20 protein-coding genes are annotated in these 17,045 nt (G+C 73.1%); 15 read left to right on the top strand and 5 right to left on the bottom strand.

Translation table 11 applies throughout. From position 1 onward, the window contains the following. Positions 1-363: 363 nt before the first annotated feature. The 14 genes from TU30_RS03185 to TU30_RS03130 all read left to right on the top strand — a co-directional run bounded on the left by TU30_RS03185 (position 364) and on the right by TU30_RS03130 (position 12,498). The gene (locus TU30_RS03185) at positions 364-1,695 is read left to right on the top strand and encodes a hypothetical protein (RefSeq protein WP_042164234.1); all 1,332 of its coding nucleotides are present in this window, start codon (positions 364-366) and stop codon (positions 1,693-1,695) included. Between the two features lie 109 nt (positions 1,696-1,804). Beyond that, the gene (locus TU30_RS03180) at positions 1,805-2,377 is read left to right on the top strand and encodes a GNAT family N-acetyltransferase (RefSeq protein ID WP_042164232.1); all 573 of its coding nucleotides are present in this window, start codon (positions 1,805-1,807) and stop codon (positions 2,375-2,377) included. 441 nt (positions 2,378-2,818) lie between these two features. Continuing rightward, a complete protein-coding gene (locus tag TU30_RS38165; protein ID WP_350328477.1) occupies positions 2,819-2,902 on the top strand; it encodes a putative leader peptide in 84 nt (27 codons plus the stop codon). 180 nt (positions 2,903-3,082) lie between these two features. Then, on the top strand, positions 3,083-4,780 hold the full coding sequence (locus TU30_RS03175) for a nitrite/sulfite reductase (RefSeq protein WP_042164229.1): 1,698 nt from the start codon (positions 3,083-3,085) through the stop codon (positions 4,778-4,780). Next, entirely contained in the window at positions 4,777-4,986 is a 210-nt protein-coding gene (locus TU30_RS03170; RefSeq protein ID WP_042164227.1) for a hypothetical protein, read from the top strand. Before TU30_RS03175 ends, TU30_RS03170 begins: the two co-directional genes overlap by 4 nt. Further along, the gene (locus TU30_RS03165; protein ID WP_042164225.1) at positions 4,983-5,693 is read left to right on the top strand and encodes a phosphoadenylyl-sulfate reductase; all 711 of its coding nucleotides are present in this window, start codon (positions 4,983-4,985) and stop codon (positions 5,691-5,693) included. Before TU30_RS03170 ends, TU30_RS03165 begins: the two co-directional genes overlap by 4 nt. A gap of 73 nt (positions 5,694-5,766) precedes the next feature. Beyond that, a complete protein-coding gene (cysC, locus tag TU30_RS03160; RefSeq protein ID WP_042164224.1) occupies positions 5,767-6,303 on the top strand; it encodes an adenylyl-sulfate kinase in 537 nt (178 codons plus the stop codon). After that, entirely contained in the window at positions 6,300-7,253 is a 954-nt protein-coding gene (gene cysD, locus TU30_RS03155) for a sulfate adenylyltransferase subunit CysD (protein WP_042164221.1), read from the top strand. The genes cysC and cysD overlap by 4 nt, the downstream gene beginning before the upstream one ends. Before the next feature lie 2 nt (positions 7,254-7,255). Beyond that, positions 7,256-8,590, top strand: coding sequence for a sulfate adenylyltransferase subunit 1 (locus TU30_RS03150; RefSeq protein ID WP_042164219.1), 1,335 nt, complete (start codon positions 7,256-7,258; stop codon positions 8,588-8,590). Next, the gene (locus tag TU30_RS33565) at positions 8,578-8,733 is read left to right on the top strand and encodes a hypothetical protein (protein ID WP_158719297.1); all 156 of its coding nucleotides are present in this window, start codon (positions 8,578-8,580) and stop codon (positions 8,731-8,733) included. Before TU30_RS03150 ends, TU30_RS33565 begins: the two co-directional genes overlap by 13 nt. 152 nt (positions 8,734-8,885) lie before the next feature. Then, positions 8,886-9,995 (top strand): aliphatic sulfonate ABC transporter substrate-binding protein, encoded by a 1,110-nt coding sequence (locus TU30_RS03145; protein ID WP_042164217.1) that lies wholly within the window; start codon positions 8,886-8,888, stop codon positions 9,993-9,995. Positions 9,996-10,033: 38 nt separating this feature from the next. Next, positions 10,034-10,846 (top strand): ABC transporter ATP-binding protein, encoded by an 813-nt coding sequence (locus tag TU30_RS03140; protein ID WP_042164215.1) that lies wholly within the window; start codon positions 10,034-10,036, stop codon positions 10,844-10,846. After that, on the top strand, positions 10,833-11,741 hold the full coding sequence (locus TU30_RS03135) for an ABC transporter permease (RefSeq protein ID WP_042164213.1): 909 nt from the start codon (positions 10,833-10,835) through the stop codon (positions 11,739-11,741). The genes TU30_RS03140 and TU30_RS03135 overlap by 14 nt, the downstream gene beginning before the upstream one ends. Positions 11,742-11,748: 7 nt before the next feature. After that, positions 11,749-12,498 carry a sirohydrochlorin chelatase gene (locus tag TU30_RS03130; protein WP_042164211.1) on the top strand — a complete coding sequence of 250 codons (750 nt, stop codon included), beginning with the start codon at positions 11,749-11,751 and terminating at the stop codon, positions 12,496-12,498. A gap of 55 nt (positions 12,499-12,553) precedes the next feature. Here TU30_RS03130 and TU30_RS38160 read toward each other — a convergent pair whose 3' ends face one another. The 4 genes from TU30_RS38160 to mgt form a co-directional block, all read right to left on the bottom strand. Further along, entirely contained in the window at positions 12,554-12,721 is a 168-nt protein-coding gene (locus tag TU30_RS38160) for a hypothetical protein (RefSeq protein WP_360618722.1), read from the bottom strand. Continuing rightward, positions 12,718-12,951, bottom strand: a complete 234-nt coding sequence (locus tag TU30_RS38155; protein ID WP_370626547.1) for a DUF4440 domain-containing protein — start codon at positions 12,949-12,951, stop codon at positions 12,718-12,720. The genes TU30_RS38160 and TU30_RS38155 overlap by 4 nt, the downstream gene beginning before the upstream one ends. Then, the gene (locus TU30_RS03120) at positions 12,944-13,519 is read right to left on the bottom strand and encodes a DUF1697 domain-containing protein (RefSeq protein WP_042164209.1); all 576 of its coding nucleotides are present in this window, start codon (positions 13,517-13,519) and stop codon (positions 12,944-12,946) included. The genes TU30_RS38155 and TU30_RS03120 overlap by 8 nt, the downstream gene beginning before the upstream one ends. A gap of 412 nt (positions 13,520-13,931) precedes the next feature. Beyond that, complete coding sequence (gene mgt, locus TU30_RS03115) at positions 13,932-15,131, bottom strand: macrolide-inactivating glycosyltransferase (RefSeq protein WP_042164207.1); 1,200 nt, start codon at positions 15,129-15,131, stop codon at positions 13,932-13,934. Between the two features lie 190 nt (positions 15,132-15,321). On the opposite strand from mgt, the gene TU30_RS03110 reads away from it, so the two are divergent. Further along, the gene (locus tag TU30_RS03110; RefSeq protein ID WP_042164205.1) at positions 15,322-16,188 is read left to right on the top strand and encodes an aminoglycoside phosphotransferase family protein; all 867 of its coding nucleotides are present in this window, start codon (positions 15,322-15,324) and stop codon (positions 16,186-16,188) included. 52 nt (positions 16,189-16,240) lie between these two features. On the opposite strand, the gene TU30_RS03105 is transcribed toward TU30_RS03110, so the two are convergent. Further along, entirely contained in the window at positions 16,241-16,963 is a 723-nt protein-coding gene (locus TU30_RS03105) for a 3'-5' exonuclease (RefSeq protein ID WP_042164203.1), read from the bottom strand. Positions 16,964-17,045 lie beyond the last annotated feature (82 nt).

The following is a 17,045-nucleotide window of genomic DNA, read 5'->3' as shown; positions in this document are numbered from 1 at the left end:
GTTCTGCGGATGTACGGGGTCTCCACCCCCTGCGACGACCCGCGTGACCTGCTGCCGCACCCGACGGCCCCGGCGCTGGGCGACGGCCGCCGGCACCCGCCACCGGAAGAGGGCCGGCACCGCGGCCCGGAAAGTCCACCGGGCACCCGGCCCGGAAAGTCCGGGCCCTGACGGTCCGGCACGGCACATCACCGTGGCCGGGCCGCTCGTTCTGCGGATGTACGGGGTCTCCACCCCCTGCGGGGCTGTCTGCCGTAACATCGCTCCACGGGCCACCCTCACCTGCTCCACGGTCGACGGTCATCGGTCGGAAGGTCAACGGTCGGATCGCCGGACGCAGTTGGCTCGCCTCGGGAGGACGTTATGAAGCATCGCGGCAGACACCGTCGGCGCAGGCGGGGCAAGGCGCTGCGGGCGACGCTGGCCGGAACCGCGCTCGCGCTCACCGCGGCGGCCACCATGATCAGCACGTCGCAGGCCACCGACGCCGACGACCCCGGGGCGCTGAAGCCGCTCACCGGGGCCGCCGAGACCTCACCGCTGCGGCTGTCCGAGACCCGTGTGCCACCGAAGTGGCTCGACCGGCTCTCCTCCGAGATGGGGCGGCCCGTCGGCGTCGGGGCCGTGCTCGACGACACCGACGGTTCCCTGCGCGACGCGGAATCCTGTACGGACGAGGACCGGCGCGGGCTGCCTCTGGAGCCCGCCGCCACCCGCGCGTACTGCTGGGACGGCGCCGACGTCGAGGGTTGGCGTCCCGGCGCCGTCACCACCTCCGGGGACGCGGACGACGACGGGCACTGGGGCCCGGACCGGGTGGTGCTCTCCGCCTGGAGCCAGGGCGGCACCGAGGCGGACGGCACCGCGGCGCAGGACCCGGCCGTGACGGGTGCCGGCGCGGGGCAGGGACTCGCGCGGGTCGCGTTCATCGACGCCGGTGACCCCGACGACCTCCGCTACACCTGGGCGCAGCTCGCCGTCCCGGTCTCCGGGGGCCAGGACTACCGCGGGCTGGTCTCCCCCGTGACGGGCATGGTCTGGTACCAGGACAAGCTGCTGGTCACCGCCGGGCGGGGGGACGGCAGCGCGCTGTACGTGTACGACGTGGACCGCGTCCAGCGGGCCACCGTGGGCGGTTCGACGGTCGGGCGGGTACCCGGCGGCTGGTCGGCGGCGGGGGCGCGGTACGTGCTGCCCGCCGTCGCCGCCTACCGGACGGCCGACGCGGCCGCCCCGCAGCCGGGCGGCATCTCCCTGGACCGCAGCACGGCGCCGGACAGCCTGGTCGCGCACGAGGCGGTCACCGAGGACCACGACGGGCCGACCCGGCTGTGGCGGTACGCGTTCGACGACGGCGAGGCCCGTGCGGGACTGCTGGCCACGGACCCGCTGCTGAAGGTGGACCCGGCCGCGGCGTACGAGACGGAGCTGACCCATGTGCGCAGTGTGCTGTCGCACGGGTCGGACTGGTACCTGGGCCGGGTGACCGGGACGTCGGACGAGCGCGGGACGCTGTGGCGGCAGGACACGGAGGGGGCCCGGCCCACCCGGTGCGGGGCGGACCAGACGCACCGCTGCTGGAGCGGCGCGTCGGCGTCCCTGTCCTACTGGCAGGAGACCGGCGAGGTGTGGTCCCAGTCCGGCCGCATGCTCTTCGCCCTGCCCCTGACCTCCGTCGACGGCTCGCTGGACTGATCCCGGCCGCTGAACCCGGCGGCTGTACCCGGCCAGGGGCCTGCCGCTGCCCGCACCGCACGGACCGGGCACTCGACAGGTGTCCGCGCCGGATGGTTCCCTTTCCGGCATGACGACCGTCGCCGTGACCACCTGGTCCCTGGAGCAGACCGCGCCCACCGATCTCCTGCCGGCCGCCGTGCCGGAGGGCGACGTACGGGTGGTGCGCGCCGAGGTGCCGTCCCCGGAGTTCAGCCGTTTCCTGTACGCGTCGGTCGGCGGTGACATCCGGTGGACCGACCGGCTGGGCTGGACGTACGCGCGGTGGCTGGAGCACCTGGAGCGGCCGGGCACGGAGACCTGGGTGGCGTACGAACGGGGGACCCCCGCAGGGTACGTGGAGCTCCAGGCGCAGGACGACGGGGTCGTGGAGATCGTCCACTTCGGGCTGCTCCCCGCCTTCCGGGGCCGGCGCATCGGCGGGCACCTGCTGTCCTACGGCGTCGCGCGGGCCTGGGATCTGGCGGAGCGTTGGCCGGGGCGCAAGCCGACCGCGCGGGTCTGGCTGCACACGTGCAGCAAGGACGGCGAGCACGCGATGGACAATTACCGGCGGCGGGGATTCCGGCTGTTCGACACCAGGGTCGAGGACGAGCCCGAGGTCGCCGCCCCGGGCCCGTGGCCGGGAGCGCACCCGGCCTGATCACCGTTCCCCGGCCACGTCCCGCGTCGCGGTGCGGGAGACGAAGCGTTGCGCGTTCCGGTGCGAGGCCCTCGGCGATCTCCGCGGAGGCGGCGGCCCGCAAGGCGCCCTGCCGGGAGGGCCGAACCCCCGGACCGCCGGCGCCACCGTCCCCGACCCGCCGTCCCCGACCCGCCGGTTCCGGCGCCCCGACCGGCCGCACCCGCACCACCCGGCGGGACGCCGTCCGTCACCTCCGCCGCCCCGTCCGTCGCTCCCCCGCCACGTCCCCGTTGCCCGCGCTCGTGCGCGTCCCCGGCACGTACCCCTCCTGAGCTGCACGGACAAGACCGCCCGCGCCGCCTGTGACCAAAACCACCCACGTCTCCCATGCCGAGACGAAGGCGTCCGCATCATGGACGAAGCTGGACTGTGTCCAGATCTCCGTGACACGCTTCCGTCATGCCTGGAACGGGAATCGCCTTGGTGAGTCGGCGGCACGTCGACCTCGGCCGCATGTCCAGCGCCATCTGTCCGGCGCACTGAGAGCACGTTCAGCAGCACCCGGCAGCTCTCCTTCGGTCCGCTCCGGTCCACCCCGACCGGTACCACACGGTTCCCTCCGGTTCCTCCCCGCTCCACCGAACTCCCGTGCAATGACGCGCCGCGCACCGTCATGCGCGGTTCAGAGCCGTATCCCCGTCTGTCCCGAAGGGCGTATCAACCATGGCCGCCAGCCCGCAGAACCCTGCCGCCGCGACCCCCCGCCGCAAGGTGAGCCGCCACCGCGGAGAGGGCCAGTGGGCCGCGGGGCACTTCACCCCGCTCAACGGCAACGAGCAGTTCAAGAAGGACGACGACGGTCTCAACGTACGGACACGTGTTGAGACGATCTACTCGAAGCGGGGCTTCGACTCGATCGACCCCAACGACCTGCGCGGCAGGCTGCGCTGGTGGGGCCTGTACACGCAGCGCCGCCCCGGGATCGACGGCGGCCGTACCGGTGTGCTGGAGCCCGAGGAGCTCGAGGACCAGTACTTCATGCTGCGGGTCCGCATCACCGGCGGACGGCTCACCACCGAGCAGCTGCGCGTGATCGGCGAGATCGCCGAGACGTACGCCCGCGGCACCGCCGACATCACCGACCGGCAGAACATCCAGTACCACTGGATCCGCATCGAGGACGTGCCCGCGATCTGGGAACGGCTCGAGGCGGTCGGCCTGTCCACCACGGAGGCCTGCGGCGACACCCCGCGCGGCATGCTCGGCTCCCCCGTCGCCGGGGTCGCCGAGGACGAGATCGTCGACGGCTCGGCGGCGCTGGAGGAGATCGCCCGCCGGTACATCGGCGACCCGCGCTTCTCCAACCTGCCGCGCAAGTTCAAGACGGCCGTCTCCGGCTCCCCGCTGATGGACGTCGCCCACGAGATCAACGACGTGTCCTTCGTCGGCGTGGTCCACCCCGAGCACGGCCCCGGCTTCGACCTGTGGGTCGGCGGCGGTCTGTCGACCAACCCCAAGTTCGGGGTGCGGCTGGGCGCCTGGGTGCCCGAGGCGGACGTGCCCGACGTGTGGGAGGGCGTCATCTCCATCTTCCGCGACCACGGATACCGGCGGCTGCGCACCCGGGCGCGGCTGAAGTTCCTGGTCGCCGACTGGGGGCCGGAGAAGTTCCGCCAGGTCCTGGAGGACGACTACCTGGGCCGCAGGCTGGCCGACGGCCCGGCGCCGGTGATGCCCGCGCAGCAGTGGCGCGACCACATCGGGGTGCACCGCCAGAAGGACGGCCGGTTCTACGTCGGTTTCGCGCCGCGGGTGGGCCGGATGGACGGCTCGCTGCTCACCAAGGTCGCCGCGCTGGCCGAGGACCACGGTTCGGGACGGGTGTCCACCACGGTCGAGCAGAAGATGATCGTCCTGGACGTGCGGCAGGACCGGGTGGACTCGCTCGTCGACGCCCTGGAGGCGCTGGACCTGCGGGTCAGGCCGTCGACCTTCCGGCGCGGCACGATGGCCTGCACGGGCATCGAGTTCTGCAAGCTCGCCATCGTGGAGACCAAGGAGCGCGGCAGCGACCTCATCGACGAACTGGAGCGCCGGCTGCCCGACTTCGGGGAGCCGCTCACCATCAACATCAACGGCTGCCCGAACGCCTGCGCCCGTATCCAGACCGCGGACATCGGCCTCAAGGGGCAGTTGGTCACCGACGCCGAGGGCCGGCAGGTCAGCGGCTACCAGGTGCACCTGGGCGGCGCGCTCGGCCTGGACCCGTCCTTCGGCCGCAAGGTGCGCGGCCTGAAGGTCACCTCGGACGAACTGCCGGACTACATCGAGCGGGTCCTGAAGCGTTTCGAGGCGGAGCGCGAGGACGGCGAGCGGTTCGCCACGTGGGCGGCCCGCGCGGACGCGGAGGCCCTGTCGTGAGCGAGCGCGCCGCGCCGTTCCACTGCCCGTACTGCGGCGACGAGGACCTGCGCCCCGGTGAGGAGGGGCACGGGGCCTGGGAGTGCGGGGCGTGCAACCGGGCCTTCCGCCTGAAGTTCCTCGGGCTGCTCGCCCAGGGGCTCGACCGGCCGGACCCGGGCACGGGCACAGGCACGGGCACGGGCACAGGAGGGGAACGGACATGACGGCGGTTCAGGAAGAGCGCACCACCGACGAGTTGAAGGCGCTGGCCGAGCAGGCGGGCCGCGACCTGGAGGACGCCTCCGCCCTGGAGATCCTCCGGTGGGCCGCCGGGGCCTTCGGCGGGCGCTTCTGCGTAACCTCCTCCATGGAGGACGCGGTGGTCGCCCATCTCGCCTCCCGCGCCCTGCCCGGCGTGGATGTGGTGTTCCTCGACACCGGGTACCACTTCGAGGAGACTATCGGGACCCGGGACGCCGTGGAGGCCGTGATGAACGTCAACGTCATCACACTCACCCCGCGACAGACCGTCGCCGAGCAGGACGCCGAGTACGGGCCGAGGCTGCACGACCGCGACCCCGACCTGTGCTGCGCCCTGCGCAAGGTGCGGCCGCTGGAGGAGGGCCTGCGGGGGTACCTGGCCTGGGCGACCGGGCTGCGCCGCGAGGAGTCCCCGACCCGGGCGGGCACCCCGGTCGTCGGCTGGGACGAGAAGCGGCGGAAGGTGAAGATCTCCCCCATCGCCCGCTGGACCCAGGACGACATGGACGCCTACGTCGCCGAGCACGGCGTGCTCACCAACCCGCTGCTGACGGACGGATACGCGTCGGTGGGCTGCGCCCCCTGCACCCGCCGGGTGCTGGAGGGCCAGGACGCCCGGGCCGGCCGCTGGGCGGGCCGCGGCAAGACCGAGTGCGGACTGCACGGCTGACATGACCGAGCCCTCCACGCCTTCGCGGCCCCGCACCGGGCCCGCCTCGCCCTCTACGAACCAGGAGACCGACGTGACGACCGGAGCCACCGTCTGGCTCACAGGTCTGCCGAGCGCAGGCAAGACCACCATCGCCCACGAACTGGCCGCCCGGCTGCGCGAGCAGGGCCGCCGGGTCGAACTCCTCGACGGCGACGAGATCCGCGAGTTCCTCTCCGCGGGCCTCGGCTTCAGCCGCGAGGACCGGCACACCAACGTGCAGCGCATCGGATTCGTCGCCGAACTGCTCGCCCGCAACGGCGTCACCGCGCTCGTCCCGGTCATCGCGCCGTACGCGGACAGCCGGGCCGCGGTCCGGGGGCGGCACGAGACGAACGGCACGTCGTACGTCGAGGTGCACGTGGCGACCCCCCTCGAGGTGTGCTCCGTACGCGACGTGAAGGGCCTGTACGCGAAGCAGGCCGCGGGCGAACTCACCGGGCTGACCGGCGTGGACGACCCGTACGAGGCTCCCGTCTCTCCCGATCTGCGCATCGAGTCGCAGCACCAGACCGTCCAGGAATCCGCCGCGGCGGTGCACGCCCTGCTGAGCGAAAGGGGACTGGTATGACAACCGTGGCCACGGTCACGACCGGCGACGAGGGCACCGGCGGTGCGGCCGGCCCGTACGCCCTCTCCCACCTCGACGCCCTCGAGTCGGAGGCGGTGCACATCTTCCGCGAGGTCGCCGGCGAGTTCGAGAACCCGGTGCTCCTGTTCTCCGGCGGCAAGGACTCCATCCTGATGCTGCACCTGGCGCTGAAGGCCTTCGCGCCGGCGCCGGTCCCGTTCTCGCTGCTGCACGTCGACACCGGGCACAACTTCCCCGAGGTCCTCGACTACCGCGACCGCACGGTCGCCCGGCACGGGCTGCGGCTGCACGTCGCCTCCGTGCAGGACTACATCGACCGCGGTGTGCTGCGCGAGCGCCCCGACGGCACCCGCAACCCGCTGCAGACGGTGCCGCTCACCGAGAAGATCGCCGCCGAGAAGTTCGACGCCGTGTTCGGCGGCGGCCGGCGGGACGAGGAGAAGGCGCGTGCGAAGGAGCGGGTGTTCTCGCTGCGCGACGAGTTCTCCCAGTGGGACCCGCGCCGCCAGCGGCCCGAGCTGTGGAACCTCTACAACGGCCGGCACGCGCCCGGTGAGCACGTCCGGGTCTTCCCGCTGTCCAACTGGACCGAGCTGGACGTGTGGCAGTACATCGCCCGCGAGAACATCGAACTGCCGGAGATCTACTACGCCCACCACCGCGAGGTGTTCCAGCGGGGCGGCATGTGGCTGACCGCCGGCGCGTGGGGCGGCCCGAAGGACGGCGAGAGTGTCGAGAAGCGGCAGGTGCGCTACCGGACGGTGGGCGACATGTCCTGCACCGGCGCGGTCGACTCCGACGCCGACACCATCGAGAAGGTGATCACCGAGATCGCCGCCTCCCGGCTGACCGAACGCGGGGCGACCCGCGCCGACGACAAGCTCTCCGAGGCCGCGATGGAAGACCGCAAGCGCGAGGGGTACTTCTAGACATGAGCACGATCACGAGCGAGGCGCTCGCGGAGACCACCCTGCTGCGGTTCGCCACCGCCGGTTCCGTCGACGACGGCAAGTCCACCCTGGTGGGCCGGCTGCTGCACGACTCCAAGTCGGTCCTCACCGACCAGTTGGAGGCCGTGGCGCGGGTGTCGGCGAGCCGCGGCCAGGAGGCTCCCGACCTGGCCCTGCTCACCGACGGGCTGCGGGCCGAGCGGGAGCAGGGCATCACCATCGACGTGGCGTACCGCTACTTCGCCACGCCGCGGCGCCGGTTCATCCTCGCCGACACGCCGGGCCATGTGCAGTACACCCGCAACATGGTCACCGGCGCCTCCACCGCGGAGCTGACCGTCATCCTCGTCGACGCCCGCAACGGCGTGGTCGAGCAGACCCGGCGGCACGCGGCCATCGCCGCCCTGCTGCGCGTGCCCCACGCCGTCCTCGCCGTCAACAAGATGGACCTGGTGGACTACGAGGAGGCCGTGTTCGCGCGGATCGCCGAGGAGTTCACGGCGTACGCGACCGAGCTGGGCGTCCCGGAGGTCACCGCGATCCCGATCTCGGCGCTCGTCGGCGACAACGTGGTGGAGCCGTCGGCGCACATGGACTGGTACGGCGGTCCGACGGTGCTGGAGCACCTGGAGACGGTGCCGGTCGGCCACGACCTGGCGCACTGCCACGCCCGGCTGCCCGTGCAGTACGTGATCCGGCCGCAGAGCGCCGAGCACCCGGACTACCGCGGGTACGCCGGCCAGATCGCCGCGGGCACGTTCCGCGTCGGCGACGAGGTGACCGTGCTTCCGTCCGGCCGGACCACGACGGTCACCGGGATCGACCTGCTGGGCACGCCCGTGGAGGCGGCCTGGACGCCGCAGTCGGTGACGCTGCTGCTGGCGGACGACATCGACATCTCCCGCGGGGACCTGCTCGTCCCGAGCAAGGACGCGCCGGCCACCACGCAGGACGTCGAGGCCACCGTCTGTCATGTCGCCGACCAGCCGCTGACGGTCGGTCACCGGGTGCTGCTCAAGCACGGCACCCGGACGGTCAAGGCGGTCGTGAAGGACATCCCGGCCCGGCTGACGCTGGACGACCTGTCGCTGCACCCGCACCCCGGCAGGCTCGTCGCCAACGACATAGGCCGGGTGAAGATCCGTACCGCCGAGCCGCTGCCGGCCGACTCGTACGCGGACTCGCGGCGCACCGGTTCGTTCATCCTGATCGACCCGAGCGACGGCACCACGCTCACCGCGGGCATGGCCGGCGAGTCCTTCGCCGCCCCGGCCCCGGTCAAGGACGCGGCCGAGGACGGCGGATGGGACTTCTGACGATGCGTCACCTCCGCGTCCCGGCCCGCGAACCGGCCGGTGCCCCCGCCACCGACGTCTTCGCCACCTTCGCCAAGGAGGGCGGCCGGATCGGCGGCGGGCAGCTCGGCAGCGGGCAGGGCGGGGTCGCGCGATGCGGGTGACGCTCCCGGCGCACCGGGAGCGCGCGCACCGTTCGCGTGCCGCCCTGGTCCACCGCCGCCACCGCCGAAAACCCGCCGATCCCCCGGACACGGCCGGCTGAGTACGACCAGCCGAGTACGTGAGAGCCGGGCCACCGAGAGGAACACCTCCCGTGTCTGCCTTCCCCGCCACCCCGCGCCGCGCGTTCGCCGCGACGACCGCGCTGGTCGTCCTGCTGGTCCTGGCCGGCTGCGGCTACGGCTCCCGGGCCAAGGAGGATCCCGGCGTCGAGATCGCCGCCGGGGCCCGGAAGACCGACGGTCTCGACACGGTGAGGATCGGCCACTTCGGCAATCTGACCCACGGGACCGCGCTGGTGGGCAAGCAGAAGGGCTTCTTCCAGGAGGAGCTCGGCGCGACCGAGGCACGGTACGCGGTGTTCAACGCGGGGCCGTCCGCGATCGAGGCGCTCAATTCCGGTTCCGTCGACATCGCCTGGATGGGGCCGTCCCCAGCCGTGAACGGCTGGGTGAAGTCGCGGGGCAGGAACCTGCGGATCATCGGCGGTTCGGCGTCCGGCGGGGTGAAACTGGTGGTGAACCCGGACCGGGTGAAGTCCCTGGAGGACGTCGGGGGCAAGCGGATCGCGACCCCGCAGTTCGGCAACACGCAGGACGTGGCGTTCCTCGACTGGGCGGCCGAGCAGGGCTGGACGGTCGACGCGCAGAGCGGCAAGGGCGATGTCACGGTCGTCCGCAGCGACAACAAGGTCACCCCGGACGCCTTCGCGGCCGGGTCGGTCGACGGCGCGTGGGTACCGGAGCCCACCGCGTCGAAGCTGGTCGCCGAGGGCGGGAAGGTCCTGCTGGACGAGGCCTCCCTGTGGCCGGACGAGAAGTTCGTCATCACGAACCTGGTCGTGCGCCAGGAGTTCCTGGAGAAGCACCCGAAGGCCGTGGAGGCGGTGCTCGAGGCGTCGGTCTCCACCAACCGGTGGATCAACGAGCACCCGGACGAGGCCAAGGCCGCCGCCAACGAACAGCTGGCGGCCGACTCCGGCAAGGCGCTGCCCGCCGACGTCCTGGACCCGGCGTGGGAGTCGATCCGGTTCACCGACGACCCGCTGGCCGCCACCCTCGGCACCCAGGCGGAGCACGCCGTGAACGCGGGCCTGCTCGAGCGGCCCGACCTGAAGGGCATCTACGACCTGGAACTCCTCAACAAGGTCCTCGCGGCCGAGGGCGCACCCGCCGTCGACGACGCCGGTCTCGGCACCAGCTGACCCCGGAACCCGAAGAAACGTCCCAGGAGGTGACGACCATGGCCACGACCCTCGCCAGGGCCGCCGACGACACCGAGGCGGTCACCCACGCCGCCCGGATCGAGCACGTCTCGAAGTCGTTCGCGGACCCGGCCGGGCAGCAGCTCGTGCTGGACGACATCACGCTCGATGTCGCGCCCGGTGAGTTCGTCACCCTGCTGGGGGCTTCGGGGTGCGGCAAGTCCACGCTGCTCAACCTGGTCGCGGGCCTCGACGCGCCCAGTGCCGGCGCGATCAGCACGGACGGCCGCCCGGCGCTGATGTTCCAGGAGCACGCGCTGTTCCCGTGGCTGACCGCGGGCAAGAACATCGAACTCGCCCTGAAACTGAGGGGCATGCCGAAGGCGGAGCGGCGCGGCCGGGCCGAGGAGCTGCTGGAGCTGGTCCGGTTGAAGGGCGCCCACGGCAAGCGGGTGCACGAGCTGTCCGGCGGCATGCGCCAGCGGGTCGCGCTGGCCCGTGCGCTCGCCCAGGAGAGCAGGCTGCTGCTGATGGACGAGCCGTTCGCGGCACTGGACGCCATCACCCGGGACGTGCTGCACGACGAGCTGACCCGGATCTGGCGCACTGCGAACACCAGCGGCTCCGCCGCGGGCCGGCTGTCCGTCCTGTTCGTCACGCACAACGTGCGCGAGGCCGTCCGGCTCGCGCAGCGGGTGGTCCTGCTGTCGTCCCGGCCGGGCCGGATCGCCCGCGAGTGGACGGTGGACATCGAGCACCCCCGCCGCATCGAGGACACCGCGGTCGCGGAACTGTCCGTCGAGATCACCGAGCAGCTCCGTGGGGAGATCCGCCGTCATGGCCAGCACTGAAACCACCGCGAAGGCCGCGAAGGACGAGACGGACACGCACGACCTCGCCGGTCTGGAAGCGGGCCTCGACGCGCTGGAGACGAGGCAGCAGACCCGCAGGCCGTGGCGTCAGACCTTCGTCCAGAAGATCCTGCCGCCCGTCATCGCCGTCACCATCGTGCTGGCCGTGTGGCAGGCGCTGGTCTCCTTCAGGATCGTCGACGACCCGACCAAGCTGCCCTCTCCGGGCGCCGTGTGGGACGTCGTCCGGGACGCGTGGCTCCAGGGCGAGCTGCTCGGCTACATCTGGACCAGCGTCTCGCGCGGTCTGCTCGGCTTCTTCTTCGCTCTGCTGATCGGTACGCCGCTGGGACTGCTGGTGGCGCGGGTGAGGTTCGTGCGCGCGGCGATCGGCCCGATCCTGTCCGGGCTGCAGTCCCTGCCGTCGGTGGCGTGGGTGCCGCCGGCGGTGATCTGGCTGGGCCTGAACAACCAGATGATGTACGCGGTGATCCTGCTCGGCGCGGTCCCCTCGATCGCCAACGGTCTGGTCTCCGGCGTCAGCCAGGTGCCGCCGCTGTTCCTGCGGGCCGGCCGCACGCTGGGCGCGACGGGGCTGAAGGGCACCTGGCACGTCGTGCTGCCGGCCGCGCTGCCCGGCTATGTGGCGGGCCTGAAGCAGGGCTGGGCGTTCTCCTGGCGTTCGCTGATGGCCGCGGAGATCATCGCGTCGTTCCCCGATCTCGGCATCGGCCTCGGGCAGCTGCTGGAGAACGGCCGCAACGCGAGCGACATGGCCATGGTGTTCGAGGCGATCCTGCTGATCCTGACCGTCGGTATCGCCATCGACCTGCTGATCTTCAGTCCGCTGGAGCGGTGGGTCCTGCGCGGCCGCGGCCTGCTGGGAAAGGACTGATCCGATCATGCGCCGTCCGGTTCTTCTCGTCATCGCCCACGGCAGCCGCGATCCGCGGCACGCGGCGACCGTGCACGCCCTGGTAGGGCGGGTCCGGTCGCTGCGGCCGGAGCTGCGGGTGGAGACCGGCTTCCTCGATTTCAACGTCCCCTCCGTACCGGGGGTGCTGGACTCCCTGGCGGCGGAGGGCGTGCGCGACGTGGTGGCCCTCCCGCTGCTGCTGACCCGCGCCTTCCACGCCAAGGCGGACATCCCGGCGGTCCTCGCGGACGCGGACGCGCGGCTGCGCGTCCGCCAGGCGGACGTCCTGGGGCCGTCCCCCCTGCTCCAGGCCGCGCTGGAACGCCGGCTGTACGAGGCGGGCCTGACGCCCGCCGACAAGTCCTCGACCGGGGTCGTCCTGGCCTCGGCGGGGTCCACCGACCCGGAGGCGATCGCAGTGATCGCAGAAATCGCGCGGGAGTGGCGGCACACCGGTTGGTGCGCCGTGCGGCCTGCGTTCGCCTCCGCATCCCTGCCCCGCACCGAGGACGCGGTACGCGAACTGCGGGCCCTCGGCTGCGAACGCGTCGCCGTGGCCCCGTACGTCCTGGCTCCGGGCTTCCTTCCGGACCGCATCGCACGGGGTGCGGCCCGGGCGGACGTCCTGGCGGACGTCCTCGGCCCGGCGCCGGAGGTGGCGCGGGTGCTGGTGCAGCGGTACGACGCGGCACGGACACCGGCGCCGGCGGAGGCGACCGGGGCAGTGGGGGCCTGAGGCCTCTGCGCCGACGGCGACGGCGACGGCGACGGCGTCCGGGTCGGTGGGGCGCTCAGCCGCCGGTCACCGCGTCCGGGTCGTACAGCGTCCCCTGGTGGAAGTGGAGCAGCCATTGCCGGCCGGTGCGGCGCCACAGGGAACTGCGGTGGGCGCACCGGCCGTTGTGGTCCGTGTCGAAGGTGAGATGAACGGTGTCGGGGGCCAGTCGCACGGCCCTCATCCGGGAGACGGTGCCGGCGGGGCCCCCGCGTCGCGTTCGCCGGCGAGCAGCGCGATGATCGCGTCGCGGTCCCAAACCCGTCCGGACGCGCCGATCTCCACGAACTCCGGATGAAGCAGTTCCCCGACGCGTTCGGGCGAGCGGCGCACCTCGGGGTCGAGGAGTTTCAGTTCGGCCTCGACGGCCGCTGCTGCGGCTGCTGCTGCGGCGGCGGTGCACGGGTCAGTCACGGGTGAGCTCCATGAGCTTGACGACGGTGTTCCAGTTGCGGGTGGTGGCGATGACGCCCCGGGTGGTCCGGGGCGCGGCCAGGCGCTCGGCGAGCCTGGAGCGGCCCAGGCCGTCCGGGGCGTACAGGTACAGGGCACGGTCGCCGAGGCGGAACTCCTCGGGCAGGTGGGCCGCCCGGTCGATGTGCGCGAAACGGTCGGCGTCGACGGCAGCGGAGAAGTAGGTGACGTGCACCTGCTTGGGCGCCGGCTCGGCGGCCGGGAAAGGACAGGCGTCGACGACCGCCCGCAGATAGGCGTGGTCGCGCACGATCACGTCGACGGCGAAGCCGAAGTGCCGCTCGACGGCGTCGGCGAGTCCGGCGGCCAGCACCTCCTCGGCCGGGTCCGCGCTCTCGTCCCCCGGCCCGTCGCTCCTGGTGGTGAACACGGCCTGGCCGCTTTGGAGATGGGTGCGGACCGCGTCGTGGCCGAGGCCCTCCATCAGGGTGCGCAGGTCGGCCATGGGGACCTTTCTGCTGCCGCCCACGTTGATGCCGCGCAGCAGTGCCGCGTATGTCGTCGCCATCCGCACACCCTAGGACGGCCGTCGTACCCCGTGGGGGCGGGCGCGACGTGCGGGCCGCGCCGGCCGGCTTCCGTGAGCAGGCGGTGAGCCCGGGCGCCTCGCGCGGCCCGGTCGGGACAGGGGGGACACGAGGGACGGAACGCCGCCTTCGTGTACGTGCCGCTGGTGGGCGGCTCCGGCCAGGACAGGGCGGCGGAGAGCCCGCACACGCCGCGCGACGGGGGACGGCCCGCCGTGCCGGGCACGCGGGCGCGCCGGTGGCGAAGGGGGTGTGGACCAGGATCCGGGTCGGGGAACGGGCACGGACCACGGCGCGGACGAGGGCGAGCGGGTGCGGGGCCGACCCCGTGGACGCGCCGAGAGGGCGGGAAGGGGCACGGCGTTCCGGCCGTGCCCCTTCCCGCTCCGGGCCCTAGCCGCGCTGCGGCAGCTCCGCCTCGATGAGGTCGGCCGCCCTGCGGGTGCCGCCCTCCTCGGCCGTCCCGGCCCGGATCTCGTTCAGCCGGCGGGCGACTTCCGGGTCGCCGACGAGATCGAGGGCCGCCGCGCCGAGGGCCTCGGCGGTGGCCTCCTCCATGGGGAGATGCCGGGCGACACCGAGGCCCTGGAGCATGTCCGCGTTGCCGAACTGGTCCACGGCCTGCGGCACGGCGATCATCGGCGTGGCCGTGGCCAGCCCTTCCTGGCTGCCGCCGGCGCCCGCGTGGGTGACGAACAGGTCGGCCTGCCTCAGGACCGCGAGCTGCGGCACCCAGGACCGCACCTCGACGCCGGCCGGCACGTCGCCCAGCTCGGCGGGGTCGACGTGCTTGCCGATCTGGAGCACCAGGTGCCACCCGGGCAGGTCGCCGAACGCCCTGACGCACTCCCGGTAGAAGCCGGGCTGCTTGGTGAACGACGATCCGAGCGACACCAGGACGACCTTCTGCGCACCGGCCGGCCGCTGCCACTCCCCCTCCGCGTCGCGGTCGCCCTGGCAGGCGCCGACGAACGTGTGCGTGCTCTCGTCGACCCGGTCGGCGTTCGGCTGCAGTACCTTGGGGATCAGGACGAGGGAGCGCGCCGGCCGGCCCACGAACGGGTCGGGGTGCGTGCTGATCCCGTTCTCCTCCAGCCAGGCGTGGAAGCGGGCGTAGTAGGCCCGGCCGCGCTCGGTCCTGAGCGGCTCCTCCCACATCGGCTCGCCGACCTCCTTCTCGTACCCCTCCCAGGCGACGAGGTTCGGTGAGAGGGAGACCACGGGCACACCCCAGCGGTGGCCGAGCACGCGTGCCGGGTACGAGGTGATGTCGTGCAGCACCAGGTCGGGGGTGTCCCCCTCGTACGCCTTCGTCAGCTGCGGGAGGGCCTGGACGGCGTCGTCGAGGAACGGTTCGACGTTGTCCAGCAGGGTGGTGCCCCAGTCCCCCGGGTCGTCGTCCGGCCCGGGGAGGACGGAGTTCCAGGGCTTCACCTCGGCGCCGGTCCCGGCGACCTTGTCCGCGAAGACCGGGGGGATCGCGTACGTCACCCGGTGGCCGCGCGCCACGAGCTCGCGGATCACCTCGAGGCTCGGGTTCACGTGGCCGTGGGCGGCGATGGAGAACATGGCGATGTGAGCGGGACTGGTCATGCCCCGAACCCTAGACGAGACGATACGTATCGTGCAATCGGTTGGGGGTGCGCGACGGCCCCCCGCGGCGGCCGTCCCACCCGCAGCCCACCACCGACGGACACCGCGCACGTCGCCGACCTGTGCGAATGGGACACTGACCGAGGGCGCACACGAGCGCGGGACCAGGCACAGGCACGGAGGCGGGCGGATGGACGAGGCACGGGCGCGGGACGTCCTGGCGGCGGCGGACGTGCTGCCGGGACGCGCGGCCGGGGAGGCGCGACTGCTCGCCCTGGGCGAGAACGCGGTGTTCGCCTCCGGCGACCTGGTCGTCAAGGTGGGCCGCGACAGCGGCCTGCTGGAGCGCGCCCGCCGGGAGATGGCGATCGCGCTGTGGCTCGCCGAGGAGAAGGTGCCGGCGGTGCGGGCGGCGCGGCCGCAGGCACTGCTGGTCGAGGGCCACCCGGTGACGGTCTGGCACCGGCTGCCCGCGCCGGTGCGGCCCGCCGAACCCCGGGATCTGGCCGCACTGCTGCGGGTGGTCCACGCCCTTCCCCCTCCCGCCTTCGGGCTGCCGCCCCGCGAGCTGCTGGGCGGCGTGGAACGCTGGCTGCGGCTCGCGGGCGAGGCGATCGCCCCCGAGGACGCGGCATATCTGCGCGAGCGGCGCGACGGTTTCGCGGCGGCCGCCGCGGCCCTGACACCCCGTCTGCCGCCGGGGCCGATCCACGGGGACGCGCTGCCGCGGAACGTGCACGTCGGGCCGGACGGGCCGGTCCTGGTCGACCTGGAGACCTTCTCCGCGGATCTGCGCGAGCACGACCTGGTGGTCATGGCCCTCTCCCACGACCGCTACGGGCTGCCGGCGCAGGCGTACGCGTCCTTCACCGGGACCTACGGCTGGGACGTGCGCGAGTGGGAGGGCTGCGCGGTGCTGCGCGGCGCGCGCGAGACGGCCAGCTGCGCCTGGGTCGCCCAGCACGCCCCGAGCAATCCGAAGGCCCTGGCCGAGTTCGAACGCCGGGTGGCGTCCCTGCGCGACGGCGACCCGACGGTCCGCTGGCACCCCTTCTGACTCGGCCCTTCTCCGACCCGGCCCTTGGCCCCGGCCCCGATCCGGGCCCCGGTCAGATGCGCGAGCCCGCGGGCTCGCGCAGGGGCCAGGTGCCGTCGATCGTCGCGGTGGCGTCGCCCTTGCGGCGCAGGAAGCTCTGGAAGTCCGCCGCCCATGCGGCGTACCACTCGATCTGGCGGCGGTGCAGCTCCGCCGGGCCGAGCGCCGCGACCCCCGGGTGGCGGTCGGCTATCGCGCGGGCCAGCCGGGCGGCGGCGAGGGCGTCGGCCGCCGCGTCGTGCGCGGAGTCGAGAGCGACGCCGTACTCCGCGCAGACTGCCTCCAGGTTGCGCTTGCCTCGGCGGTAGCGGTCGACGCTGCGGTCGATCGTGTACGGATCGACGACCGGGGCGGGCTCCCTGCCGCCCAGCCGGTCACTCAGCGACGGCAGCCCGTACCGCCGCAGTTCGGCGGAGAGCAGGGACAAATCGAACGTGGCGTTGTAGGCGACGACCGGGACGCCCGCGCTCCAGTGGCCGGCGAGGACGTCGGCGACCTGGTCGGCGACCTGGTCGGCGGGGCTCCCCTCGGCCGCGGCCCGCTCGCCGCTGATGCCGTGGACCGCCACCGCGTCCGCCGGGATGGGCACGCCGGGGTCGGCCAGCCACTCCCTGCACCCCTGCGGCACTCCGTCCCTGACCTCGATCACGGCTCCCGTGACGATGCGCGCCTCGTGCGGGTCGGTGCCCGTCGTCTCGAGGTCGAAGCCGATCAGCAGCTCCCGGTGCCAGCCCATGGGCGGCCCCCCTTCCGTGTGGTGCGTTCCCCCGGTGCTTCTTACCTTCGCACGCACCACTGACAACCCGAGGGTCGCATTC

Origin of the sequence: Streptomyces sp. NBRC 110035 (genome assembly GCF_000829695.1) — a bacterium.
Lineage (GTDB): Bacteria > Actinomycetota > Actinomycetes > Streptomycetales > Streptomycetaceae > Streptomyces.
This window is presented reverse-complemented; position numbering and strand designations above follow the sequence as displayed.